Below are 26,184 nucleotides of genomic sequence, written 5' to 3' on the forward strand. Positions count from 1 at the left end.
ATCGGCAACTTTGGAATTGCAAAGCCAGCCGCCGCACCGATAGATCATTCTTGTGAGGGGGATCGCAACGCTGCATGGATTCCCGCTCGCCTCGTTGATCGGTTTCGTGAGAGCGAGCAGACGGTGAGCTCAGAAGGGCCTTATGCTATGCTCGCTTTTCGCGAAATTCGGATTCGCGCTACCCGGAGGTTCCTGTTCTTGCCGTGAAAGTTCCATAAGCTCTGATTTCCCGGGCCCTCTTGCATCGAGCCCGCAGATTGGATACCATACCCCAATAGGGTAGTCAAGCAAAATGTCGCACCTTTCGCGAGAAAAACTCGATCTGATTAATCGCACGAAGAAAGTCGTGGGCCAGCTGGAAGCCGTCCAGCGCGCGCTTGAAGAGGATGCGCACTGCTCCGACGTTCTCCAGCGGCTGGCCGCGGCGCGCGGCGCCATCAATAGCCTGATGGGGGAGCTGATGGAGGACCACATTCGCCATCACATGCCGCGAAATTCCAAATCTTCGGAAGAAGCCGCCGATGACGTCATTGACATCATCCGGACGTATCTGAAGTAACTCTCCTTTGTGCCGGCTCACAGAACATCATGGCACAAACAAAAAAGCGAGGCCGCCTTGCAGCGGCCCCGCCCCGGTGAATAGCCGCGTTACGCGGCTTGGTTTAGAAAATCAGCTTCAGCGCAAACTGGAGCTGTCGCGACGAGCCGAAGTCACCCGTCGGGAAGCGCGTCGAGTTAATCACGCTGGAAGCCAGCGCAGTGCCCGTCGCCGCGTTGAAAACGAAGTTCGGATCGCCGAAGTTGGGATGATTAAAGATATCGAACGCTTCCGCCCGAAATTCGGACGTGACCCGCTCGGTGATCTTCGTGTCCTTAATCAACGAGAAGTCCGTGTCTACAAAGTCCGGCCCGATGATCGAGTTCCGGCCTTCGTTTCCAGGGGCGCAGACCAGCGTTCCACTCGCTGAGCTGCACGGATTGGTGAAGACGCCTGGGTTCGCAATCCAGTTTGATGGGTTGCCGGTGACATCGATCGGCCCTGTCACATTGGGTCGCACGACGGCACCCGGGAAAAGACCGCTGACTCCGGACATATACGCCGTCAGCGGATTGCCGCTCTGCGCTTGTGTGACAACTGCAACCTGCCACCCGGAAATCGCTCGATTCCCCTTGAACGGCAAGGAATAGAAACCGCTCAGCACAAAACGGTTCCGCGCGTCGAAATCCGAAGGTCCGTACTCATTCTGCAGGTTGTTGCTGTCCTGCGGAAGAACGTTCGGGAAATCGAGCGAGGCGTAGTCGAGAGATTTCGACCACGTGTAGGTCGCCAAGAACTCAAGCCCATGAGTCGCCTGTTTCTTGGCTGTCACCCAGAGGGCGTTGTAATTGGAATTGCCGTTGCTCGTGACCTCCGGTATTTCACTGAAGTTTGCGTATGGAGCGGCAGTCTTCACCCCAAAAACGCCGGCGACGACTGCGGGCTGGTTGAGGTTCACTTCCTGCTGCAAATGAGTGGCCTTGGAGCCGACGTAAGCCACTTGAATGCCCAATGTATTGGTCAGCTCGCGCTGAATTGTGACGTTCCAATCCTGCACGTAGGCGTCGTGGTAGTTCGGATCGACAGTGAAAGGCGAGACTGTCTTGGGATTCGTCGGCGGAGCCTCCAACGTAATGCTGTTTGTGGCGGAACTGCTCGCCAGCGGCACCGCAAACGGCGGATTTCCCGTCAATCCGGAAACGACGTTCGTCGTCGGTTGTTGATCAAGGATCGCATAACCGACGCGTACGGCCGTCTTGCCGTCACCCCACGGATCCCAGGCGAGGCCCACGCGCGGCTGAAATAGCTTATTGTTCGTCGGGAAAACCTGGCCAAATCCCGGAGTGCCGATAGTAACCAGCGAATCTGAACTTGGATCAAATACGGCGAACCGATTGGCCGCCTCAGTTGGCGTCCCGTTCCAGTCATAGCGCAAACCGACATTGAACGTCAGGTTCGGTTTCCACTTGTAGCTGTCCTGAACAAAAGCGCCCCATGAGGGCATCAGAACCTTGTTGTCTGAGTTGCCTTCGAGAGTCGAGAAGGCTGCAGCCCCGTCATTCAGGAAATTGGTAAGTGAGCTGAATGTGAACGAGCCCACGTTTTCTCCAATATTATTGTTGTAGAACCGGCTGATATCCACACCGAAGTCGACCGTGTGCTTGCCCTTCAGCCAGGTCATTGTGTCGTTGAACGCCACTGTGGTGTCGCCGCGTCCCTGAGGTTCCCCGCCAGGGTTACCGAACTCCAGAACCCCGGACGGGAGTCCTTGGATCACAATGCTCGGCAGACCAACGTTAGGCACTGTAGCCGGAAGGCCAATGCCAAAACTGGATGGCGTGAGATTGCTGTCGTTCGGTAAGAACGTGATGTGCAGGCGGTTGAATCCAAGACGAACCTGGTTGGTCATGTCGGGATTAAAAATGTGGCTCTCACTCAGGGTCAAAAGCTGCCGCGATCCGTCGCGCGTGTCGCCGAAACCAGGAACGTTAGTCGCCGACGTCGGCTCAAAGCGATGATCTTTTTCAATGGCATAGTAACCATGAAATTGATCATTGCTGGTCAAATTGAAGTCCAGGTCGCCTGTTCCGATGTCTACATTCACCGGTGCGTTCGTGGACCCGAAGAAGGCCGGTTGTCCGCCCAACGTGCCATTCGCCGGCGCGTCCTTCGCAAGCAGAGTCAGAAGGCTGTTGACCACAGTATTTGAAGAAGTGGTTCCAGTTCCCGGAACGCTCACCTCCAGTGGTAATGCGTGAAGCTGTCGCAGGCCCTCATAGCTGGCGAAGAAGAATGCCTTATTTTTCTTGACCGGCCCTCCGAAGTCGCCGCCAAAATCATTGCGGTTGAGAGGTGATTGCGTCGTGCCCACGGGATTGAAAAAGTTGCGCGCGTCGAAATAATTGTTGCGCAGGAAATCGAACGCTTCGCCGTGATAATCGTTCGTTCCCGAGCGCGTGGCGATGTTGATAATCGCGCCGGAGTTTCTGCCATACTGCGCGGGAAACGTGGAGTTGTCGATCTTGAATTCCGACACCGTATCAATTGACGGCTGGAACGTGGCTTGGTTCTGTACTTCATCGTTCAAGTTGACGCCGTTGACCAGCAGATTCACTGTCGTTTCGCGCTGACCGGCCGTATCAATGCTCAGTGCGCCCAAGCCCTGCAGCGGGGAGACCAGGAATCCATTCTGGGGCGCCGTCATCGTCCCGGGCGTCAGGTTAGCCAGATCCAGAAAATGCCGGCCATTCAAAGGAATCTCCTGCACCGTCTTTTGCGTAATCACCTGGCTCACGGAAATGCTGCTCGGATTCACTAGAGGTGTGCCACCATTAACGACCACCTCCTGCGTAACTTCCCCTACTTTCAGTTGCGCGTTTTCTGTGACCGTCGTGGCCACGTCGAGCTTCAAATCCTTAATAACGAAGCTCTGAAATCCATTGGCGTTGAAGGTGATGGTGTAAAGGCCCGGAAGCAATCCAGGCATTACGTAGTCACCGGCTTGATCCGTCTTCGTCGTAACATCCACGCCGGTACCTTGGTTGTGAATGAGCACCGTGGCGCCGGGCACCGCGGCGTTTGATGCATCCGTGACGAGTCCTTGCAGCGTGGCTGTCGACTGCGCCATCGCCACGGAACTCAATGCGAAAAGTAGCGCCACCACTCCAGCGGAGCGAAGCGCGAACACGAGAAAAGAAAATTTTGTCTCGCTTATGTTTTGCATGATCCCTCCTTGAACGTTTGACAAGTTTGAAGAATATCGGGCTCGCTGCACCTTTGTAGTGGAAGTGTCGAAGCGAAGAGGGCGGTTTGGGCTGGGCCAAGCTCGCCAATTTTTGCCAGCTCGGCACCGCCCGAGTGCAAAACTGACATTTCACGAATCTAGCCGAATGCTCTAACTCCGACTGAGGCGAGTATGCAAGGCTGAAACCATATCGTAACATTACGTATATATCTGCAAACAATAGAAATATAAGCACATAGCCGCTAAATGATGTATATCATATATTTTAATGTATAGCATATTGTACGTAAAACAGGATATATATATTGTTTGCGGTAACAATAATCCGTACTTTGCATTTTCCTTCGTTTCATATCATGACCGGCCGAAGTGCCATATTCATTTTGTGGCTCTCTCATGTGCATTGCATGTTGCTGGTCAATCGGACGATTTCTTGCCTGTTGTGGCTCGCGAGATGTGGTCCGTCCCGTTGGAAAGCGGGACATCCCGGTTGCCCTGTTTCCTCATCTTTAGTAGTCTCTTGGATTGCCGCAACGCTGTTGGCAAACTCTGGGCGCACGAGTTCCGGACAGGGATCAATAATCGAGAACCAAGGAATGCTTGACATACGAAAAAGAACCTTAATTTTGGCGCTGGGACTGGCCGCTGTTGTGATTCCACTCGTTTCCTGCGGAGATATCATCAATCTGCCGATCCCGGCAATCTCGACTATTTCTCCCACGTCGGTCCCTGCTGCCGGAACGCAATTTACTCTGATCGTCAACGGTTCCGGATTTGCGCCCAGCTCGCTAATCTTGTTGAACGGAGCGCCACAGGTCACAATTTTCGATAAGTTTGGACAGAACGAGTTGAGCGCGGCCATCAACCCGGTAAATCCCCTCCAAGCGCAGTTCAACACGCCCGGCACGATTGACGTCACCGTATTCTCTCCGCAGCCCGGCGGAGGAACTTCAAACATCGTTTATCTGACGGTGACAACAACGGCTCCGCCAATACCGATCATCACTTCCATTATTCCGAACAGCGTGCTTGCCGGAGGCAGTGGACCGACGATCACAGTTATAGGTTCCAATTTCGTCTATACCTCGGTTGTCACCGTGAATGGCAACAACCGCCAGATGAATGGCTCGTCGAGCGGCGATTACGTAAATGGCACCGAAGTTCGCGCCTCGCTGAATTCCACCGATCTTGCAACGGCGGGCCCGTTGCAGGTCGCCGTTGTGAACCCGCCGGCGGTCGGATTGAATCCGCCGGGCGGAGGAACATCGAACGTACTTGTGCTTAACGTGGTGAATCCCGTCCCCATCATTACCTCGGTCTCCCCTTCTGTCTATGTCGCCGGCGTGATCACGGGTTCGCTGGGAGTCCAGGGAAGCGGATTCGATGGGGCAAGCCAGGTCCTCATCAACGGAAGCGGCAGGCCGACTACTTTCATCGGCTCGCAACTGGTGGCGGCTCTCTCCAGCGGAGACTTGGCGGCAGCCGGAACGTACACCGTGCAAGTTGTGAATCCAACTCCGGGCGGAGGCGCTTCAGGGACTCTTCCTTTCTCCGTGATTCCGTCGTCAACCGGCCTTGGCCTGCCGGAATTGGTGGATGTGGCGACAGATGGCGTGCAAGCGAACGACGGTGCCACGGCTCCGCCGAATTCCGGTCCGGCCATGGATCCGAGCGGGCGATTCGTAATTTTCGTTTCCTCTTCGACGAATCTTCTCCAAACCACCCTGATTAATCCGCCGCCGAATCCGCTGACAAACAGCGAGCCGAATATCTTTCTGCGTGATACTTGCCTCGGCCAAGCGACCGGGTGCGTGCCCCGGACCATCCTTGTGAACGTCGGGCCGGGCGGTTCGATCGCCAATGGAAACAACACTCAGCCGGTATTGGCAAACGGCCCCAGTTCCGAACCGGCGGTGGATCTGAACGGAACGGAGGTTACGTATACCTCGCTGGCCACGGACCTCGTTTCCGGAATTAACTTCGATGGCGTCACCCCGCAGGTTTTCGTGGCCAATCCGTGCGCAGGCGTCGGATCCAGTTCCGCTTGCACGCAAACCACGGGGCTCATTTCCGTTGCCACAGACGGTGTGACTCCGGGTAACAGCGGCTCCGGCGGACCTTCCATCAGCTCGGAAGGCCGCTTCATCGCCTTCGCTTCCACGGCAACGAACCTCGTCTCGAGCGCGACGACCGGCGCACAGGAAATTTTCCTGCGCGACACTTGCTTGGGAGTCTCGGTGACGGCCTGCAAGCCGACGACGTATCTGGTCTCCACGCCTGACGGCACAACTCCTGCTGCCGGCGCGAGTTCTCAGCCTGCAGTCGTCTCCACGAAGACGGGCCAATTTGTCGTATTCACGTCCGCGGCAACGAATCTTGGCGGAGGTTCCGGCGGCGCACAGGAAGTCTATCGCACCGGATTCTGCATCGGCATTTCGAAAGGCTGCACGTCGAGCGCCGCAACCCTGATTTCGACTCCGGATGGTACAACCTTCGCGGACGGTGCAAGCGGCGAGCCGGCGATGACCTCTGACGGCCGGTTCGTTGCCTTTGCTTCCACGGCGACGGATCTCGGTACATCCTCGAATGGCACCCAGGAAATTTATCTGCGCGATACGTGCCAGGGCGTGGCAACGGGCTGCAAGCCGGCGACTTCGTTGATCTCCGTCGCCACGGATGGAGTTTCACCCGCAAATGCGTTGAGCGAATCCCCGAGCCTGGGCAGCACAGGACAGTTTGTCGCCTATGCTTCGCTGGCGACGAATCTTACCGCTACGCCCACAAATGGCTTCGAGAACATCTACGTTCGCAACACCTGCATTCAAGGGCTCAATGGCTGCGCGCCAAGCACTGCAATTTCGAGTGTATCCGCAATTCATGCCGCGGGAAACGGCGCGTCGCTGGCTCCGGTGATCAACGGGCCGGGACATGTTGTCGTGTTCTACTCCGCGGCCAGCAACCTCGTACTCAATGACCTGAACGCCTATCCCGACATTTTCCTCGGGATCACCACCTTCTAGATTACCTGCCGAAATGAAGCTGCCTCATCGGAATGGAAATGTCGCGCCTCTGCGCGGCAAGCCCCGCTCGCAGGGCAATCTCATTGGCGCGTTTTTTGCGAAGCGTTCCAGGAGGAGTTAAAGAGCTCCGCTGCCGGTGGGGGTTAATGCTGGGGGAACACCGGCAGCGGGCTTGATTCGGGTTGGAAGCGGCCCCGGCTCCTTTAGGAGCCGTCGTCCCCGCAGCACGTCCCCCAACCCGCTATGCCATGCTAGAGAGGGCTCGCAACCGTAACAATAATGCGGAGGGTCTAATGGGATAGTACTTTCCCGCCGGTACTTTTATTGAAAATAAAGAACTTAGGAGACATATCTCGCGTGAAAGGTACTGTCCAGCCCGTCTGCAGGGCAATAGCCACCCCGCCTATTTCGATGGCGGAATGCGACGCAGGCGCAGATTCACTTCCGTCGTCTGTCCCCACCTGACGATTACATTGTGCTTCCACGGCGAGGCCGATTCGCCTCGAGAAGCGCGAATGTCGTAATACCCTTGAACGAGGAATTTCACGGCGTATTGCCCTTTTGCATCCGTATGTGTCGCTGCTGGATGCGAGCCGTCCGAGCGCTCAATCACCACATCCGCATTAGCGACTGGCCGGTCATTGGCACCGAGCACCACGCCAGCAATCCTGCCGGTGGACGGGCGCGCAGCGGCACTGGCGATAGCGAAAAGCGAAATTGCGAGAGCCCAGGTGATTTTTCGTCGCACGATGCACCTCCGCTTGCGCAATCATAGCAATGCAAACGTAAGGCAAGTGCATCCGCGCCGAGCAAGTCGCGTGTTAGGCAACTGGCCTGACGGACGAGCCATGCCGAACACAGTACGCGCTTGCGCCATGCGTCTCCGGCTATTTTCCGCAGCCAGCGGACGCTTGGATCTGTGCCGCTGCAATCGGCGCCAGATTGTATTTTTGCAAGAGAGAATTCAGCGCGGGCAGATCGTGCGCATTCAAGTTACGCCACGCCTCGAAATCCTTGTCGAGGTATGTGCAAGCCACGTTCGTGGAGTCCTTCACGGTTTGCGGCGGTGCGCCATCGCCCATATTCGCGGCGTAGACTTCCTGCGTCAGAATGCTATTGACCGTCCCGAATCCCGGCGCCATGCTGCCGCCGTTTTGTATGTCATCCAGCTTCTTTTCGAATGTCGTCGCCGCGTCGAGTGCGTCCTTGGCCTGCGCATTGGCCCTCAGGCCCTTCAGACGATCCTCCACGGCCGCATGTAACGCTTCCGCGCGGCCAAACGCGTCGTAGCTCGCCGACATTCCGTTCGCCATTCGCTGGATCAGATTGAACAGCGAAACATAATCGTATTGCGCGGCCGGAACGCGCGGGTCTTTCTCAACGTGCAGCGCCTGCCGGTACGTCTGGCCATTCACGGTTAGAGCGATCGAGTAATCGCCCGGAACGACAAGCGGCCCGAGCGGTTGATCGCGCGGCGTGACGCCGGGAATGGCATCCTGCGTGCCGTAAAATTCCACGTACTTTTGAAGTCCGCCATAAACTCCGTAGCTCAGCGCCTCCGGATGCGGATAGCGCAGATTCCACACGAAGCGATTCATGCCCGCGTCCTTCGGCAGCACCGTCGGCGGCGCGAACCAGTATTCCGGCACGGCGTCCGGCTTGTGGTCCGTGGATTTTGGCGGCGCGCTCGTGTACTGACGAATTAGATTTCCCATCGAATCGTAAATCGCCATAGTGATGTCGCCCTGCGGCGCAGATTTCAAATAGTAGTCAAGGAAAGCGCCATCAGGCGGATTTTGCCCGGCCGGAACCTCTGGCGGCAGCGGCGTATCCTGATCGTTGTCCCAAATCGTGCGAATGGCCGTCTCCGGCCGATAAAAATAGGCATCCGCGCCGGCCACTTGCGCGCTGGCCTGGCGCAGCGGCGTCACGTCGTCGAGCACCCAGAGCGATCGCCCATAGGTCGCAATCGCCAAGTCATCGCCATGAACAATCAAATCGCGCACCGAGCACGTCGGCAGATTGAGCTGCAGCGATTGCCAGTGGTCGCCGTCGTCGAAAGAAACGTAGACGCCTGTCTCCGTTCCCGCATAGAGCAATCCTTTGCGTTCCGTATCCTCGCGGATGACGCGAGCAATCCCGCTTTGCGGAAACCCGTCATTGATCTCCTGCCACGTCGCGCCGTAGTTGTGCGTGCGATAGAAGTGCGGCTTTAGGTCATTGAAATTGTCGGCCGCCGCGTAGGCGCTCGCGGCGTCGAAAGGCGACGCTTCCACGATGCTCACGAAACTCCGGTCGGTCAATTCCGGCGGCGAAACGTTCTGCCATGTGGCGCCGCCGTCGCGCGTCATTTGAATCAGCCCGTTCGTCGTGCCCGCCCACATTACGTTCGACGAAACCGGCGACGGCGCGAGCGCACTGATCACGCCATTTCGCGGACTCGGTCTGCGCCCCGTTCCGCCGGAAGATTTCACTTCCGGCCGCGCGCCCAGATCCGGGCTGATTTCGCTCCAGGTCATTCCGCTGTCGCTCGTCTCGAGCACATACTGCGCGCTGTAATACAGCGTATTTGGGTCTTCGGGGGAAAACGCCAGCGGAGCGTTGGATGAGACGTGGTATTTCAGGCCGGCGACGAAGACGGTCATCGCCTGATTCGTTCTGCGGTCCAGCCGGACAATCGTCCCCGGCGCGCCATCCGAATAGACGTAGTACGGGTGCACCGGATCTTCCACGATGTATCCGAATTCATAGCCATCCGGCGCAAAAACGTCGCGGTCGCGGATGCGTCCGAAATCGCTGCGGCTGGGAATCGCCACGCTGCCGCTATCCTGCTCCGACGCGTAAATGATGTACGGAAATTGATTGTCGGCCGAGACGTGATAGAGCTGGCCGGTAGGCTGGTTGTACCACGTCGTCCACGATTTGCCGCCATCCACGCTGATGATCGCGCCTTGATCGACGCCCAGGAACAGACGCTTCGAATTTGCCGGATCGATCCACAACACGTGGTAGTCGTCGCCATCTGGCGCGCCTTTGAACGCTTCAAAAGTTTTCCCGCCATCCGTCGAGCGATACAGACAGGTTTGCACCACGTAAACCATGTCGGCATTCTTGGGGTCGACGAACACGCGGCTGAAATACCCACTGCCCACGACGCGCGGATCTTTCGTAATTTGCTTCCAGTTCTCGCCCGCGTCATCGGAGCGATATAGCCCCTCGTCGACGATGGCGAATACCCGCCGCCCGTGATCCCCCGGTGCGACGGCAATTCCCGTGCGGCCCCATTTGTCCGAAGGCATTCCGTCTGCATCCAGCCGTTTCCACGTGGAACCCTCATCCGTCGATTTGTAAATCCACGCGTCGGGACCCTTCAGCGGCGCTCCCGCCGACGCGAAGAAAACGCGCGAAAACGGATGCCACAGCGCCGCGTAAACGACGCGCGGATTATTCGGGTCGAGCACCATGTCCGCGATGCCTGTCATATCGTCCTGATACAGCACCTTCTTCCACGTTTTTCCGCCGTCCGTCGTCTTATACACGCCGCGATTTTCGCTCGCCGCGTTGTCGCCCATCGCGCCAACGAGCACGATGTCCGGATTCCGCGGATCGACGACCACCGAATTGATGAAGTGCGTGTCCTCCAGTCCAATGTGCGTCCACGTCGCGCCCGCGTCGGTGGATTTGTAAACTCCGTTTCCTGGAGTCTGCTCACCCGTTCCAACGTAAATAATATTTGTGTCCGACGGTGCCAGCGCCACTGCGCCGATGGAAGCCACGTGCTCGGCGTCAAAAATCGGCTTCCACACCACGCCTCCATCCGTCGTCTTCCAAACGCCGCCGCCCGGCGTCCCAAAATAATATGTGGATGGATCGCCCGGGATTCCGGCGACGGACGTGACGCGTCCGGCGCGATAAGGACCGATCAGTCGCCAGCGCATCGCGCTGTAGAGGCTCGCATCCACTTGCTGGGCCACGGCGCGTTGCGAGGATGCGATGAAGGCGATCAAGAAGACCGACAGGCACACAATCATTGCGGCAGCCGAACACATCCAGCGAATAAAATTTCTCACGTGGTTCAAGCCTCCCTCTGTGAAGCTCTCCGAATCAGAACGCGCAGTATATAACGCTCGCGTCCTGTTCAGCGAGGGATGCGTCCGATGATGCGTTTAGGGCTTGCGGATTTCGGGAGTGTGGTGCGTTTGCAGGCAGGGGATGATTCTCTGCTGTGCATCAGCGGGAAACTGCGCGCCGCAAACTAACCACTGCGTCGGCTCCCAGCTTCTAACGCCCGGGCGCCGAGTAACTGTTTATGCTCCGCATCGGATCCATTTCGCCGCCGCAGATGTCCCTGCGCTGCCAGCAGTTCCGCGTTCAAAATCGCCGCGCCCGCCGCGCCGCGAATCATGTTATGCGAAAGCAAAGTGAACTTGAAATCAGCCAGTGGGCACGGCCGGAGTCTTCCGACAACAACCGCCATGCCATTTTCCGCGTTGCGATCCAGCCGCGGCTGCGGCCGGTCCGCTTCCTCGCGCAGAAGAATCGGATGCGCAGGCGCAAAGGGCAATTTCAGCCGCTGCGGCTCCGCCGTAAAACTCAGAAACGCCTCGCGGACTTCCTCAAGCGAAGCCTTTCGCCTCAGCCGCACGGAGACCGCTTCCGTGTGGCCGTCGATTACCGGCACGCGATTGCAATGCGCGCTGACGCGAAATCCCGCCGGCACGAACCGCTGCGCTTCGAGCTTGCCGAGGATTTTCTGTGGCTCGGCTTCCATCTTTTCTTCCTCGCCGCTGATGTGAGGAATCACATTGTCGTGAATTGCGCCTGCGGCCACGCCGGAATGTCCCGCGCCGGAAATCGCCTGCATCGTCACGACAAAGACTTCCTCCAGGCCAAATGCATCTTCCAGCGGCTTGAGCGCCAGCGCCAGTCCAATCGCCGAACAATTCGGATTTGTGGCGATGAAACCCGTCAAATAATTTCGCGCTGCTTGCTGGTGCGGCAAAATCGCCGTGTGCTGCGGATTCACTTCGGGTATGAGCAGAGGCACATCGGCATCCATGCGATGATTCCGGCTGTTGCTGATCACCGGATAACCTGCACTAGCGAATTCTTCTTCCGCTTCTCCTGCCACTGAGGAATCCAGTCCGGAAAAAACAAAATCGCAATCCAGATTTGGACGCAAATCCTTCACTAAAAGACCGCCCGCCGCCTTCGGCAGCGGCGTATCCAGCCGCCATCCGGCTGCGTCCACATACGCCTTTCCGGCGGAGCGCTCCGACGCCGCCACTTCCGCGACCTCAAACCACGGATGATGCTCGAGCAGTTGGACGAATCGCTGTCCCACCGCGCCCGTCGCTCCTAGAATTCCCACCCGAAATTTTTCCACTGTCGTCTAAACTCCTGAATCTTCCGCAGCGCGCTTCAGCCGCATTTCCTGCTGCATCAACCGCTGATTTCGGCTGTTCGCAGCGTGCGCCTTGAGAAGCATCTCCACTTAGATTATCATTACAGGCCTTCGGACTCAGGTCCTTCCGATCTGAGTCTCATGAAGAGTGGCCGAGGGATCAGGCCCGAGGACGCCACGGCAACCGAGTCAGGACTTCCAGAACCGCGGTGCCAATTCCTGCCCCGAGTCGCGGGGGACATGAGACTTACGCAGCAGTGCAGTTTGCGTCTCTTCCCATACTCGACCGTTGAGTTCTTTTTGCGCTCAAACGCTCGAATCCGCAATTCACCTCTCGGCGTGATTTGAGGAAGATGAAATGGCTCCTTTGTTTCAGTTGCGCTGCCGCCAATGCGGCCGCTTGCTCGGCAATGGTCCGCTCGTTCTCTGCGAGGATTGCTTCTCGCCCGTCGAAGTCAGCTACGATTTGAGCGCCATCCGCGAAATCCTGACGCGCGAAGAAATCGCCGCGCGCCCCTCCAATATCTGGCGTTACGCGGAGCTGCTGCCCATCGAGCCGCAAAATCGCTCCAGCCTGCCCGTCGGCTTCACGCCACTCGTCGAAGCGCCGCGCCTCGGCGCACGTATCGGCTCGCGCAATCTCTACTTGAAAAACGACGCCGCGTGTTTCCCCACGCTTTCGTTCAAGGATCGCGTCGTGGCCATGGCCCTCGCGCAGGCCAAAGCTTTCGGCTTCAAAGTCGTGGGCTGCTCCTCGACGGGCAATCTTGCCAACGCCGTCGCCGCACAGGCCGTGCGCAATGGGCTCGAAGCGTGGATTTTTATTCCCTCCGATCTCGAAGCCGCTAAAGTCCTCGGCACGGAAGTCTTCGGCGCGCGCGTCGTGCGCATCGGCGGCAATTACGATCAGGTGAATCGCCTCTGCGCGCAGATCGCCGAGCGCTATCACTGGGGTTTCGTCAACGTGAACCTGCGCCCTTATTACTCCGAAGGCTCGAAGACCGTCGGCTTCGAGATTGCCGAGCAGCTGGGCTGGCGTCTGCCAGACAACGTCATCGTGCCCATGGCCGGCGGCTCGCTCATCACGAAAATCGCCAAGGCCTTCCACGAACTCGTCGAGCTCGGCTTCGTCGAGCCGAAGCCCGTAAAAATTTTCGGCGCTCAGCCGGCAGGTTGCTCGCCAATTTCCACGGCGGTGAAGAATCAGTCCGAGGAAATCGATCCGCAGCGCCCCAAGACCATTTGCCGCTCCCTCGCCATCGGCAATCCTGCGGACGGCGAGAACGCGGTGAAGACAATTCGTTCCAGCGGCGGATGGGCCGAAGACGCCAGCGACGCCGAACTCGTCGCGGGAATTCGCCTTCTCGCTGAAAACGAAGGCATTTTCGCAGAGACCGCCGGTGGCGTGACCGTCGCGTGCGCGAAGAAGCTGATCGCTCAAGGCCGCATCGCCGCCGGTGAAACAACTGTTCTTTGCATCACCGGCAACGGCCTGAAAACCACCGACGCGCTCTCCGGCGAGTTCACCGCCGCGCCGGCCATCGAGCCCAAATTGGCCGCCTTCGAATCCTATCTCGCCGAACTCGGCGCGCCCGCGGCTGTCGCGGCAGGAGATTGAACGTGGCCACTTCTCCCGCTTGCGCGTCTGTCACCGGCAGCGCTGCGTTCGATTCCAGCTCTGCCATCATTGTTCCCGCGACCTCCGCAAATCTCGGCTGCGCGTTCGATTGCGCTGCGCTGGCGCTGAATCTCTATTTGCGGCTTCGCGTTGCGCCGCCTCGGCGTTCCGGCCTGGAAATTTCTTATCGTGGTCCAGAACCCGGCCGTGTTCCGCTCGATGATTCGAATCTCGTCTCTCAAGCGATTCGCCGCGTCGCTGCGCATGCCCATGCAGAAATTCCCCACGCCAGAATCGAAATCGAAAATGAAATCCCTGTCGGCGTCGGACTCGGCTCCAGCGCCGCCGCAATTGTCGTGGGGATTCTCGCAGGCGCGCGCCTCTGCGCAATTCAACTCGAAGCGTCAGAAATCCTCCGCCTCGCCGCGGAAATCGAAGGGCATCCCGACAATGTCGCCGCCGCATATCACGGCGGTTTCGTCGTCTCCGCGCGCTGCGAAGATTCCGGTGAAGTACTGGCTTTCAAAACGGAAATGCCCGAAGACGTGGAAATTGCCGCCGTCATTCCCGAACTGGCAATGCCCACGGCGCAGGCACGCGCAGTTTTGCCCGCCGCATACCATCGCGCCGATTCCGTGCACAATCTTCAGCGCACGGCTCTATTTGTCGCCGCGATGTTTTCCGGACGCTTCGATCTTCAGCGCGAATTTTTCCGCGACCGCCTGCATCAGCCTTATCGCAGCGCGCTGATTCCCGGCCTCGACCGCTGCCTGAATCTGTCGCATCCGGATTTGCTGGGAGTCTTTCTCAGCGGCGCGGGTTCTTCGGTTCTGGCATTTACGCGAAGGAATACTGCGGAGATTGCTGGACTTTTGGTTGAGGAATTCCGCCGGGCCGGCCTAGGGGCGCGCGCCCACTTTCTCAAGGCCGAAAATCGCGGCGCGCGGGATTGCGTCGCGCCCGCAGCTCTCGGCGCCTGATTCTGAGCTCGGGATTATCCCGGCGCGGAATCTGCGGTTGTGCTGAAGCTCGCGACGGCCTTCGCCTCATCGTCGAACGTGGGAATCGCGCGCGTAAGGTGCATCACTTCCAGCACTTCTTGCACCTTGCCTCCCGCGTGGACAATCTTAAAAACGCCTTCGGAATTTTTCGCCGTCGTAAGCCCTCGCACCAGCGTGCAAATCCCGGAGCTGTCCAGTTGCGTGACCTTCGCCAGATTCACAAGGAGTTTTTTCCCGCCTCCGCGCGCCATTTTTTCCAATTGCTCGTTCAGCGCGTCGTTTTCCCTCCCGATGACCACGCGCCCCTCGAGGTCCACAACCGTGACATCGCCCGACTGCCGGCTGGAAATTTTCAATTGCATCTGCGTCTCCGCGGGGAGCGGCGCTTGCCCCATTTGCCAGCGCCGAATCGAATCCAAATTATACGCCCGAACGCCACGCTCGCTCTTCTCCCCGCTTCGCAAAAGCAACCTCACCCGGCGTATAGTTTCAATTGGATGAAATTCCTTCGCCTGCATCCGTGGCGCGTCGCGCCTCGCGAAGCCGTGCAGATTCAATTGCGCCTGCGCAAGCGCCTGGAACTTGCCGACCGCCTGCCGCGCATTCGCGTCGTCGCTGGCGCCGATCTGGCCTTCGATCTCGCTCACAATCGCGCCATCGCCGGCGTGGTGCTTTACCGTTTTCCTCAGATGCAGGAAATCGAGCGCGCCTGGGTCACTGCGCCGCTTACGTTTCCCTACGTTCCCGGCTTGCTGAGCTTCCGCGAAATCCCCGCGCTGCTGAAGCTATTCGCGCGCGTTCGCCACGCGCCGGACCTGATTTTCTATGATGGCCACGGCTACGCGCATCCGCGCCGCTTCGGCATCGCCTGTCATCTTGGCCTCTTGCTGGATCGCCCCGCCATCGGCTGCGCGAAATCCATCCTCGTCGGCTCGCACGCTGAGCCGTCGGCTCGCACAGGTTCGTGGACTCCGCTGCTCGATGGTGAGGAAATTTTGGGCGCTGCGCTGCGAACGCGCAAAAATGTCCGCCCGATTTACGTCACGCAAGGCCACCGGATTTCGCTCTCTCGCGCCATCGAATTCGTCACCGCCGTGCTCGATGGTTATCGCATTCCACGCCCCACGCGCGACGCTGATCGCTTCGTCGCCGCCGTCAAGCGTGGCGAATACGCCAGCGCCCGGGCGAAAAGGCAGCGGAAGTAGCGGCCTTTTTGTTGCTCCACGCCTGCCTTTGGAAATCGTTCACTCCAGGCAACAAACCGAACATCCGTGTGCGCCGCAGGCTCCGTAAAGCTATAATCCTCAGCAGAGCCCCCACAGATTTCCTCCAAGGCATTTTTGTGCCGGAATTTGATTCTGCTGTTGTCGAGCCATTTTCGGATTTACAGCTTCGGGAGATGGAAGTCGCGCAAAAGGACCTGAAGCGCCTCGAGCGCCGCGACTGGTGGATGTGGTGGGCCGCCGTCATGGTCATGCTGCTGTTGACGTTCCTCGTGGTCATGGTGGCTCTACCCAGCATTCTTCGCGAGACCAGCCAGACCTTCCAGCTCAATCTCAATGTCGCCGTTCATGCCCTCGTGGGATTGGTTCTGCTCTTCAACCTTTATACGATTTATCAGCAATGGCTCATCAAGCGTCTTCGCCGCCAGACGGCGCACCATTTGGAGATGCTTTCCAGCCTGAAAATTCGCGCCGAGGAATTTCACCGCCTGGCGACGCACGATCCGCTTACCGGCCTCTCGAATCGCCGCCTGGGCCTCGAACGCCTGGAAGCCGAAGTCGCGCGCTCTCAACGTTACGGCCATCCCTTGAGCGTTCTCATGCTCGATTTGAATTCCTTCAAAGCGATCAACGACAAATATGGCCACGCCGCCGGCGACAATGTCCTGCGCACTTTCTCCGATCGCTTGAGCAAGCTGATCCGCGCCTCGGATCTCGCCGTGCGCATGGGCGGCGACGAATTTCTAGTGATCTTGCCGGAATGTGAGCTTCAGTCCGTATCCAGCCTCGTCAGGCGGCTGGGCACACTGAAAATGGATTTGCAGGGAAGTGAAATGGAAGTGGCCAGCGCTGCCGGTTGGGCCGCTTACGAAAAAGACGAAACCGCGCAGTGTCTGATGGAGCGTGCCGACAAGGCGCTTTACGAAAACAAGCGCGGCGGGCTGCTCGCCAAAACGCACTAAATACCTGACTCACGCAGACGGTGCGGTCCGTTTCGGAAATCTTCCCATCCGGAACGTTAGCTGCGGTGATCCATCGGAATATAACTGCGCGAGTCGTACCCCAGATAAATCTGCCGCGGCCGCGCGATTTTCTGCTCTGGATCGAGAAGCATTTCCTGCCACTGTGCGATCCAGCCCGAAGTCCGCGGAATGGCAAAAAGCACCGGGAACATCGTCATCGGAAATCCCATCGACTGGTAGATCAGCCCGGTATAAAAATCCACGTTCGGATAAAGCTTGCGCTTCACGAAATAGTCGTCTTCGAGCGCAATCCTTTCGCATTCCAGCGCGATATCGATCAACGGGTTTCGCCCCATCACGTCGAAGACTTCATACGCTATGCGCTTCACGATCTTCGCGCGCGGGTCGTAGTTCTTGTAGACGCGATGCCCGAAGCCCATCAGTTTTTTCTCGCCCGCTTTCACATGCTTGACGTACTCCGCCACGCGGTTCACAGACCCGATTTCCAGCAGCATGCGCAGCACCGCTTCGTTCGCGCCGCCGTGCAACGGGCCATAGAGCGCTGCCGTTGCCGCAGCAATCGCCGAATACGGATCCACTTGCGAACTGCCCACCCCGCGCATCGCGCTCGTCGAGCAATTCTGTTCGTGGTCCGCGTGCAGAATGAAAAGTACATCCAGTGCACGCTCCAGCGTCGGATTCGGCCGGTACTTCAATTCCGTGGTACGGAAGAGCATGTTCAGAAAATTTCCCGGATAGCTCAGTTCGTTATCCGGATAGACGTAAGGCATTCCCAGGCTGTGCCGGTACGCGAACGCTGCCATCGTCGGCATTTTGCCGATCAGCCGCCAGGTCTGCTTCTGCCGCGAGCTCTCGTCGAGAATGTCCTTCGCGTCCGGATAAAACGTCGAAAGCGCCGCCACCGCGGAAATAACCATCCCCATCGGGTGCGCGTCGTAATGGAAGCCGTCGAGGAATTTCTTGATGCTTTCATGAATGAACGTGTGGTGCGTGATGTGATAGGTCCAATCGTCCAGTTGCGCGCGTGTCGGCAGCTCGCCGTAAAGAATCAAATAGGCGGTCTCAAGATACGTGCTTTTTTCCGCCAGCTCTTCGATGGGATATCCGCGGTAGCGCAAAATCCCCTTGTCGCCGTCAATGAAGGTCACGCGGCTGATGCACGAGGCCGTGTTCGTGTACGCCGGGTCGTAACTCATCATTCCGAAATCGTCGCCGTGTACCTTAATCTGCCGCAAGTCGAGCGCGCGAATCGTGTCGTGCTGGATGGGAATTTCATATTGCTTGCCGGTGCGATTGTCGGTGATGCTCAGCGTCTCGCGCCGCGCCGCGTTCGCTTCGTCGTTCGCCGTCGCGGAAGCTGGTTTTGTTGGACTCACGTTTGGGGCCCTCCTCGACTCGCCGCTTCACACATCCTTGCGGTATCTATGAAGAAGCCTCAGTGTACACCAACTCCGCTTCACCGGAGCGTCTTCAATGATTCCTTATTGCGAAAAATGGCACGCCGCGTACGTTTTCCATTCGGTGCCGTATGGTGGGTGCGTCGTCGCCAGCGCGCTCGTAGACGCTCCGCGTTTCACCACTTTTTCTCTTCCTCCAGTGCACGCGCCGTCTCTTCGTGCCGGTAGGCAAATAGTTTTTCCAGTTTCCGCCGCACAAATCTCCCGCCGAATGCCGCGCCGAGCGCTCCGAAGGGCAATTCGTAGACGATGGAATCCTCGAGCCAGCAAGCGTCTGGTCCGTCGGCAATGAACCGGTGCGTATGTTCCCAGCGGCGGAACGGGCCCGCAGTCTGCACGTCCTGAAACTCCCGCCCTTCCTGATAACCGCGATGCTCGAATTCCCAGCGCACTGAAAAGGGTCCCACGCGCACCCGCAGAGCGCCTCGCGAACCGTCGCGAATGTCGGGCGCCGGCTCGATCACTTCCGCGTGTTCCCATGGCGGCGTCAGCCGTTCGAGCGCGCCGGGCTTGCCGTGCCATTCGAATACTTTTTCGGCTGGCGCGGCAATGCGCGATCTTCGCAGGAAGGTTTCCGCCACAAAATTTCCTCGCGGGCCAGCGCGCGTCCTCTAAAGCGTCCGCGGAGACGCTTCTGGCTGTTGCTCGGCGGCCTCGCTCGCCCTCTCGACACGGTTGCGCCCCTTACTCTTGGCGCAATAAAGCGCGCGATCCGCCGCGCGCAGCAATTCTGCCATTTCGCCGCTCCCTGTGCCACCGCTTGTGGCCACTCCCAAACTCGCTGTGATGCGGATTCTTCCTTCCCGTGTCTCCACCGGTGTCGCCTCGATTGCTTTGCGGATTCTTTCCGCCTGCCGCAACGCCAGTTCCTCGTTTGACGTGGGGAAAATAATCAGAAATTCCTCGCCGCCGAAACGCCCCACGCAATCGTAAGCTCGCGTGGATTCTGACATCCGTTTCGCCGCTTCTTGCAACACCATATCTCCCGCCATGTGGCCATACGTGTCGTTGATTTGCTTGAAGTGATCCAGGTCCGCAATCACCACGCCTACGGGTTTGTTCTCTCGAGCCGCACGTGCCAGTTCCCGCGTCAGAAAATCCATCGCCGCGCGCCGCGTGGCTACTCCCGTCAGCGTGTCGTGCGTGGCCTGATGGTGCTGCAGATCCCGCGCGGCGATAAGTTCGTCCTGCATCTTCAGGATGCGTTCGCCAACTTGCAGCCGCGCGAGCAGTTCATCGGCATCGAATGGTTTTCCCAGATAGTCGTCCGCGCCCGCCTTCATCCCCTCCAGCAAATTCTGTTTTTCGCTGCGCGATGTCAGCAAAATCAGATACGTGTACGGCTTCTCCGATTGGCTCCGCACGCGCCGGCAAATATCCACGCCTTCCATCTCCGGCATCACCCAATCCAGTATCGCCAGACGCGGCGAATCGGTGCTCCGAAGTAACTCCCACGCTTCCGTGCCGTTCGTCGCCGCCAGGGTTTCGTATCCCCACGCCCTAAGACACTTTTCCAGCAGCCGTCGCGAAATGGTCTCGTCTTCGGCAACAAGAACTTTCACTCCGCTCCTCCCGCTCACGTTCATAAAGCTCGGATAGGCATTGCAGGAGAATGGCCAAACTCGCACCGGTGCTCGGAAAATGAAATTTCAACTCCACAATTGCTAATTGCCCAGTCAAACTCGGAATTTATCGGCCCTCATTCCCGCATCCGTTCTTGCCTCTGTTCCAGTTTGAAACGAGACTGCGACTATGTCCTTCCCGCCCTGTGATAAACTCCGCGACGATTCTGAAAATACGGCTGTCATAATTTCCATGCGAGGGGATGCGCCATGAATAAAATTCATAAATGGTTTTGCTTTTTCAGCGCGGTTTTCTGCGCTTTCTCCGCTGCGCACGCGCAATCCGGCGCCGCCGGTTCCGCTTCTGCGACGTATCAACTAAAGGCCTCGCCCAAAACCGTGACTTGGGGCTACTACGCCGCCGATGTTCCTCCCGTACTGCGCGTTCATTCCGGCGACACCGTCGAAATTCAAACGCTCATCACTTCCAGCCCCAAGCGTCTCGAAGGCGCCGGCGTTCCTTCCGATCAAGTCGAGCAATCTTTGCGCGATGTTTTCGATCAAGTGAAAGATCGCGGCCCGGGCGGCCACATTCTTACGGGTCCTGTTTACGTCGAGGGCGCCGAGCCCGGCGATGTGCTCGAAGTCCGCATCCAGGCGATTCGTCTCGCCATTCCGTACGCCTACAACGCCTTCGGCCCCGGCCGCGGATTTCTTCCCGACGATTTTCCCTACGGCAAAATGAAGATCATCCCGCTCGACGCGCAGCGCATGCTCGCGCATTTCGCCGACGGAATCGAAATTCCGCTTCATCCGTTTTTCGGCAGCCTCGGCGACGCGCCTCCGCCATCCGCCGGCCACATCAGCAGCGCTCCGCCGTGGATGCACGCCGGAAATCTGGATAATAAATGGCTCGTTGCCGGCACCACGCTTTACATTCCAATCAACGCTCCCGGCGCGCTTTTCTGGGCGGGCGATGGTCACGCAGGCCAAGGCGACGGCGAAATTGACATCACCGCCATGGAAACTTCGCTGATCGGCACGTTTCAGTTGATTGACCGCAAGGACATGCACCTGCTCTGGCCGCGCGCGGAAACTCCCGATTACTACATCACCATGGGAATTGAAGAAGACCTGAACAAAGCCACGGAAATGGCCGCGCGCGAGATGATCGATTTCCTCGTGCACGAAAAACATCTTTCGCGCGACGACGCCTACATGCTATCGAGCGTCGCCGGCGATTTGCACATCAGCGAACTCGTCGACGGCAACAAAGTCGTCAGCATGATGCTGCCGAAGGCGATTTTCGTTTCGCCGAATTCGAAATAATGACTCGAAATGATCGTTGGAAATGAGCGAGGGATTTTCGCGTGCGGCGTTCAGATGCGCGAGAGCGCGTCTTGCTCGGTCTCCACAATTTCGATAATGGAATCGAGCTTCGCGGTTTTCAGCAGTTGCTGCACGTGCCGCGGCGGCGCGAAAAACACGCACTTCCCTCCCGCGCGCTTGACGTGCAGATATTGCCGCACCAGCGACCCGATCCCCCAGCTGTCCATTTGCAAGACTCCTGTGAGATTGATTGCCAGCCGGTTGCGCCCGCTTTCCGTCAGGCTGCGCACCTGCTGCCGGAAATTTTCCTCGGTTTCGCCGGCCATCATCGCGCCTTTCAAGCTGATAATTGTCTTCGCGCCGATTTGTCGAACTGTGCTGACCAAGTGCACCTCGCCGCGCAATACTTTCTCGGATGCCGTTCGCACACGCAAGCGAAAATTTCCGTCCGCCGCGCGGAAAAAGAGTTTACCCTGCGCCGTGTGTTTCGCCGACCACGTTTTTTGCCCGCGATTCACTTCCGGTTCACCATCTTCGTCTCTTTGCGATGCTCTTCTTCGCCCGCTTGGCCTGAGCCAAACCGAAAGGCGGGCTGACTGCCTCGTTCAGCAACTCTTGAAGTGATTTTTCCTTTTGCGCGCTTCATCCGCGCAAGATATTCACCGCCGCCGCCGAAACGCGAACTTCACCGGCCGCCTCCCCATCGACGCCGGCCCGCTCCCCGCGCCTCCCGGCAGCGCCAATCCGCTCGCCCACGCCGGCAACTCCGCATAGCGCACTGGTGCCACGCTCTGCTGCTTCTGCCGCATTTGCCTTTGCTTGCTCGTCACTGACCACTCGCCACTAGTCACTTTCCTTCGCGTCGGCACCCTCACCTTTTTCTCTTTTCCGTACAGCTTCACCTTCACCCGCCGATACCGGATCGGCTCGCGCAACCATCCCAGCTCCCGCTGCCGACGCGTCTCCTCCCGCGCCCGCTCTAGCTTCTCCAAATTCGCTGGCGCGAACGCCGCCATTTTTCTTCGCATCCGGCCCGGGTCCTTCTCAAACCTCTTCACCAGCTTGTTCACCCACGTATGACTCACTCCCAATAGCCGCGCCACCCGCAACTTCGCCCACGGCTTCGGCGCCTTGTTCTGACCACTATTCACTGTCCACTGCCCGTTGCCTCTTCTGTCTACCTTCGCGGTCGTAGGGGCGCTGCTTGCTGCGCCCGCGCGACTCACAGAGTCGCGCTGTCCTAAGCTGTCATTCCGAGGCGCGGCGCTCTTTGCCGCGACCGACGCCTGCCCGCCGTGGCGGGAATCTGCTTTTGCCTTTGCTTGCTCGCCACTTAGCCTGCCCTGAGTGTCGTGGCGAAGGGGCACTAGCCACTCGTTTATCCTGAGCGGAGTCGAAGGGCCACTGCTTGTGACCCACCACTGCCACACCAGTTGCTCAATCACCCTCGACTCCAACCCGCTCCGCCACGGCAACGGCGCTCTCTTCCTCGCCGCCCGCGCCTTCGCCATATTCGCCAGTCGCGCCCGCCTCGCCCTCTCCGACTTGTGCCCCGGTCCTCTTCCTCCCATCTGTTTTTCCTCTCAACGCGCAGCGTTGACCCTGAGCCTGTCGAAGGGCTCCCATACCCACTTCAACCTGTCATTCCGAGCGAGTCCCGACGCTTTCTATCGGGACGACGAGGAATCTGCTGTTTCCTTTTACCGTCACTCGCCGCTAACCACTCGTTTACCCCGAGCGCAGCCGAAAGGCCACTGCTCTACGTTGTCATCCTGAGCGCAGCGAAGGACCTCGCCTTGCGGCCATTTTTTCTGGCGCAGCCCGTAACCTGTCATTCCGACGCGCGGCGCTTTTTGCCGCGACCGAGGAACCTGCTTTTTGCCTTTCGTAGGGGCGCTATTTTCCGCAGAGAGTGCGTTCCGGGACGGTTTGGTTTGTTGTATGCCGCCGCTCGCGTCATCGAATTTTCGCTCTGAAAACGTTAGCACGATGTCGCGCGCAGCGCTAGATCACGGGCTGTGGAAGGAGAAGTGCAGTAGCTACCAAAGGCGAATGCTCCGCGCCATTTCCGCCGAGACGGGGGAAAATGCTTATGAGGACCTGCCCGTTTAGCTGCGGCCGCAGCTTCCTGATTCGTATGAACAGTGGTAGCATCGCACGGTTCACCAGATGATGGCAGCTACAGGCACAAGTCTTGTTCTGGTCAGGGAAAACAATAAGCTTCGCGCCGAAGACTCAGCGGTTCACGATTGGTATCGATTCGTTCTCTCTTATCCACCACATCTCGTTAGCGATTATCTGAGGCGACTCGAAGTCCATCAAGGAATGGTTGTTCTCGACCCTTTCTGTGGCACGGGCACAACGCTGGTCGAGTGCAAGAAACTCGGCATAGGAAGCATCGGAATAGAAGCCAATCCCGTGCCGTGTTTCGCAAGTCGCGTGAAGATCGATTGGAGCGCGAACCCGGACGGCCTGCTTCATCACGCGGAAAAGATTGCTGAAGGTGTCGGTGAAATCCTTGACACGGATGGGTTTGACGAACCAGCCGACTTGCCTTTGTTCACCAAGAGCAAACCGCGTAGGCCGCTTCGGACACTGACGCACGAAACAGAAGAATTGCTGCTCGCCAATTCCATCAGTCCTCTTCCGTTGCACAGAACATTAGTCCTGCTCGATGTTCTTCAGATGATGCGCGATGAGCGGTTCTCTCGCTACGAACGTCTGGCATTAGCAAAAGCGCTTGTCTTCGGTATCAGCAATCTGACGTTCGGACCAGAGGTCGGAGTCGGTCGGCCCAGAGACGATGCCCCAGTCACGAGTCTCTGGATGCGCGCCGTCCGAACGATGGCCGAGGACTTGCGATCTGTTCAGAACATCCAGACCGCTGATGCGACGACCTATCTCGCAGATTCCAGGCAGATGCTTAGAGTTTTGCCGCCTAACTCGATAGACGCGGTCATAACCTCGCCGCCCTATCCCAATGAGAAGGACTATACCCGTACGACCCGATTGGAATCAGTGCTGCTCGGGTTCATTACGAAAAAACAGGATCTTAGAGCACTAAAACAGGACTTGGTGCGGTCAAACACTAGGGGAGTGTACAAGAGCGATCGAGATGACCAGCTTGTCGCTGATCATAATGAGATTCAAGAAATAGCAAAGGCAATCGAGGAACGCCGCATCGCTTTGGGCAAGACTTCCGGGTTCGAGCGCTTGTACGCAAGGGTGACGAAGCTCTACTTCGGGGGGATGAAGAGACACTTAACCGACCTGCGGACAGCGCTGCGTCCTGGCGCTCGTCTCGCTTACGTGGTCGGCGATCAGGCGTCGTATCTGCGAGTGATGATTCGCACGGGTCAGCTTCTAGCGGGCATCGCGGACTCTCTCGGCTACGAAGTCGAGGGAATTGATCTGTTCAGGACGCGCTTGGCAACAGCGACAAAGGAACAATTACGCGAAGAAGTTTTGCTGCTGCGTTGGCCGGGACCAAAGAATGGAGCGAGGACTTCTGCCATGAATCAGAAAAATGCGTACACCATGATTATTGAAAGAATCTTTCAAACGAAATTCAGGCCCGGAATGCGCCAAGTGGATTTCGAGCGCGACGAAATCGTGAAGGTGTGCAAAGACCTGAAAGTTGAAGTGCCTAAGAACCTTGGCGACTTGGTTTACACCTTCCGATACCGAGCGGCATTGCCCGAGAGCATTCGCAAAGCAGCTGGCGAAGGCGAAACGTGGATTATCAGACCAACCGGAAGGGCGAAGTACCGCCTTGTTTTGGTGCATAGCAAACCCATTGTCCCGAACGAAAATATGGCAATGACGAAGGTGCCAGATGCCACACCCGGAGTCGTCGCGAAGTACGCACTGAGTGACGAACAAGCATTGCTCGCGAAGCTCAGATACAACCGGCTAGTGGACATCTTCACCGGAGTTACGTGCTACTCGCTGCAAAACCATCTCCGAACCACAGCCCCCAATATGGGACAGGTCGAGACAGATGAAATTTACATCGGCGTTGACAAGAAGGGAGCGCATTACGTGCTCCCAGTCCAAGCGAAAGGCGGTAATGACAAATTAAGCATCGTTCAAATTGAACAGGACTTGGCAGTCTGTGCTCACAAGTTTCCCTCGCTAATATGCAGGTCAATCGCTGCGCAGTTTATGGCCGAGGGAGTGATTGCGTTGTTTGAGTTCGAAGAGAGCGAGGACGGGCCTGTGATTTGTTCCGAGAAGCATTACAAATTGGTCCCGCCCGATGAGGTTACCGAAGCAGACTTGGAAAAATATCGTGACCGCGGATAAGTCAAGAGAGTGCGAACTAAAGAAAAGAAAAAGCCCGCCGATTTCCCGGCGGGCTTTCATTTGCCTGTAAGCTCTTTGACGATCCTTCGAACGCGTTCTCAGGATAAATCGGAAGCTACATGTCAGAACCCGCTCGGCCTTGAGAGTCGAGCTGCACGATGCCATGAGGTGTCATGGAAGCGTGCATTGCTCGCCGAAGCGAGCTGGGCAGCGGAAGCCTGCTGTACCAAACAGGCGGGCTGCCGTTTTCTTTAGAAAGGAGGTGATCCAGCCGCAGGTTCTCCTACGGCTACCTTGTTACGACTTCACCCCAATCATGAGCCATACCTTGAGCGTCTGCCTCCTTGCGGTTAGCTCGACGATTTCTAGTACAGCCCACTTTCGTGATGTGACGGGCGGTGTGTACAAGGCCCGGGAACGTATTCACGGCGCCGTTCTGATGCGCCATTACTAGCGATTCCGGCTTCATGCAGTCGAGTTGCAGACTGCAATCCGAACTG

18 protein-coding genes, 1 rRNA gene and 1 riboswitch are annotated in these 26,184 nt (G+C 57.9%); of the genes, 8 read left to right on the forward strand and 11 right to left on the reverse strand.

Annotated elements, in window-relative coordinates; genetic code table 11:
• The first annotated feature begins 292 nt into the window (after positions 1-292).
• Complete coding sequence (locus tag VGR81_10380) at positions 293-559, forward strand: metal/formaldehyde-sensitive transcriptional repressor (GenBank protein ID HEV2289347.1); 267 nt, start codon at positions 293-295, stop codon at positions 557-559.
• Between the two features lie 103 nt (positions 560-662).
• Here the strand turns inward: VGR81_10380 and VGR81_10385 are convergent, their stop codons facing one another.
• Positions 663-3,761, reverse strand: coding sequence for a carboxypeptidase regulatory-like domain-containing protein (locus VGR81_10385; GenBank protein HEV2289348.1), 3,099 nt, complete (start codon positions 3,759-3,761; stop codon positions 663-665).
• Positions 3,762-4,378: 617 nt separating this feature from the next.
• On the opposite strand from VGR81_10385, the gene VGR81_10390 reads away from it, so the two are divergent.
• Positions 4,379-6,802 (forward strand): hypothetical protein, encoded by a 2,424-nt coding sequence (locus VGR81_10390; GenBank protein ID HEV2289349.1) that lies wholly within the window; start codon positions 4,379-4,381, stop codon positions 6,800-6,802.
• 403 nt (positions 6,803-7,205) lie between these two features.
• On the opposite strand, the gene VGR81_10395 is transcribed toward VGR81_10390, so the two are convergent.
• The 3 genes from VGR81_10395 to asd all read right to left on the reverse strand — a co-directional run bounded on the left by VGR81_10395 (position 7,206) and on the right by asd (position 12,188).
• Positions 7,206-7,550, reverse strand: coding sequence for a carboxypeptidase-like regulatory domain-containing protein (locus VGR81_10395; GenBank protein ID HEV2289350.1), 345 nt, complete (start codon positions 7,548-7,550; stop codon positions 7,206-7,208).
• Positions 7,551-7,689: 139 nt separating this feature from the next.
• Complete coding sequence (locus VGR81_10400) at positions 7,690-10,872, reverse strand: hypothetical protein (GenBank protein HEV2289351.1); 3,183 nt, start codon at positions 10,870-10,872, stop codon at positions 7,690-7,692.
• 185 nt (positions 10,873-11,057) lie between these two features.
• On the reverse strand, positions 11,058-12,188 hold the full coding sequence (asd, locus tag VGR81_10405) for an aspartate-semialdehyde dehydrogenase (GenBank protein ID HEV2289352.1): 1,131 nt from the start codon (positions 12,186-12,188) through the stop codon (positions 11,058-11,060).
• A gap of 154 nt (positions 12,189-12,342) precedes the next feature.
• Positions 12,343-12,453, forward strand: a riboswitch (SAM riboswitch).
• A gap of 111 nt (positions 12,454-12,564) precedes the next feature.
• On the opposite strand from asd, the gene thrC reads away from it, so the two are divergent.
• Positions 12,565-13,824: a threonine synthase gene (gene thrC / locus VGR81_10410; GenBank protein HEV2289353.1), complete on the forward strand. Its 1,260-nt coding sequence runs from the start codon at positions 12,565-12,567 to the stop codon at positions 13,822-13,824.
• Positions 13,825-13,826: 2 nt separating this feature from the next.
• The gene (thrB, locus tag VGR81_10415; protein ID HEV2289354.1) at positions 13,827-14,804 is read left to right on the forward strand and encodes a homoserine kinase; all 978 of its coding nucleotides are present in this window, start codon (positions 13,827-13,829) and stop codon (positions 14,802-14,804) included.
• Positions 14,805-14,818: 14 nt separating this feature from the next.
• Here thrB and VGR81_10420 read toward each other — a convergent pair whose 3' ends face one another.
• The gene (locus VGR81_10420; GenBank protein ID HEV2289355.1) at positions 14,819-15,187 is read right to left on the reverse strand and encodes an STAS domain-containing protein; all 369 of its coding nucleotides are present in this window, start codon (positions 15,185-15,187) and stop codon (positions 14,819-14,821) included.
• A 24-nt stretch (positions 15,188-15,211) separates the two neighbouring features.
• Here VGR81_10420 and nfi point away from each other — a divergent pair, with 24 nt between their 5' ends.
• Both nfi and VGR81_10430 read left to right on the forward strand, forming a co-directional pair.
• Entirely contained in the window at positions 15,212-16,030 is an 819-nt protein-coding gene (nfi, locus tag VGR81_10425; GenBank protein ID HEV2289356.1) for a deoxyribonuclease V, read from the forward strand.
• A gap of 137 nt (positions 16,031-16,167) precedes the next feature.
• Positions 16,168-17,010: a GGDEF domain-containing protein gene (locus tag VGR81_10430; GenBank protein HEV2289357.1), complete on the forward strand. Its 843-nt coding sequence runs from the start codon at positions 16,168-16,170 to the stop codon at positions 17,008-17,010.
• A 56-nt stretch (positions 17,011-17,066) separates the two neighbouring features.
• Here VGR81_10430 and VGR81_10435 read toward each other — a convergent pair whose 3' ends face one another.
• From VGR81_10435 to VGR81_10445, 3 genes are all read right to left on the reverse strand, one after another.
• On the reverse strand, positions 17,067-18,407 hold the full coding sequence (locus tag VGR81_10435; protein HEV2289358.1) for a citrate synthase: 1,341 nt from the start codon (positions 18,405-18,407) through the stop codon (positions 17,067-17,069).
• A 197-nt stretch (positions 18,408-18,604) separates the two neighbouring features.
• Positions 18,605-19,069, reverse strand: a complete 465-nt coding sequence (locus VGR81_10440; protein ID HEV2289359.1) for an SRPBCC family protein — start codon at positions 19,067-19,069, stop codon at positions 18,605-18,607.
• Positions 19,070-19,099: 30 nt separating this feature from the next.
• Complete coding sequence (locus VGR81_10445) at positions 19,100-20,050, reverse strand: diguanylate cyclase (GenBank protein ID HEV2289360.1); 951 nt, start codon at positions 20,048-20,050, stop codon at positions 19,100-19,102.
• A gap of 270 nt (positions 20,051-20,320) precedes the next feature.
• Here VGR81_10445 and VGR81_10450 point away from each other — a divergent pair, with 270 nt between their 5' ends.
• Positions 20,321-21,379, forward strand: a complete 1,059-nt coding sequence (locus VGR81_10450; protein HEV2289361.1) for an acetamidase/formamidase family protein — start codon at positions 20,321-20,323, stop codon at positions 21,377-21,379.
• Positions 21,380-21,429: 50 nt separating this feature from the next.
• Here the strand turns inward: VGR81_10450 and VGR81_10455 are convergent, their stop codons facing one another.
• Both VGR81_10455 and VGR81_10460 read right to left on the reverse strand, forming a co-directional pair.
• Positions 21,430-21,897 (reverse strand): STAS domain-containing protein, encoded by a 468-nt coding sequence (locus VGR81_10455; protein ID HEV2289362.1) that lies wholly within the window; start codon positions 21,895-21,897, stop codon positions 21,430-21,432.
• A gap of 141 nt (positions 21,898-22,038) precedes the next feature.
• Positions 22,039-22,530, reverse strand: a complete 492-nt coding sequence (locus VGR81_10460) for a hypothetical protein (protein HEV2289363.1) — start codon at positions 22,528-22,530, stop codon at positions 22,039-22,041.
• Between the two features lie 1,018 nt (positions 22,531-23,548).
• On the opposite strand from VGR81_10460, the gene VGR81_10465 reads away from it, so the two are divergent.
• Complete coding sequence (locus tag VGR81_10465) at positions 23,549-25,684, forward strand: DNA methyltransferase (protein HEV2289364.1); 2,136 nt, start codon at positions 23,549-23,551, stop codon at positions 25,682-25,684.
• 255 nt (positions 25,685-25,939) lie between these two features.
• On the opposite strand, the gene VGR81_10470 is transcribed toward VGR81_10465, so the two are convergent.
• Positions 25,940-26,184: ribosomal RNA gene (locus VGR81_10470) — 16S ribosomal RNA — on the reverse strand; the annotation flags it as partial.

It is taken from the genome of Candidatus Acidiferrales bacterium, from assembly GCA_035934015.1.
Lineage (GTDB): Bacteria > Acidobacteriota > Terriglobia > Acidiferrales > UBA7541 > DAHUXN01.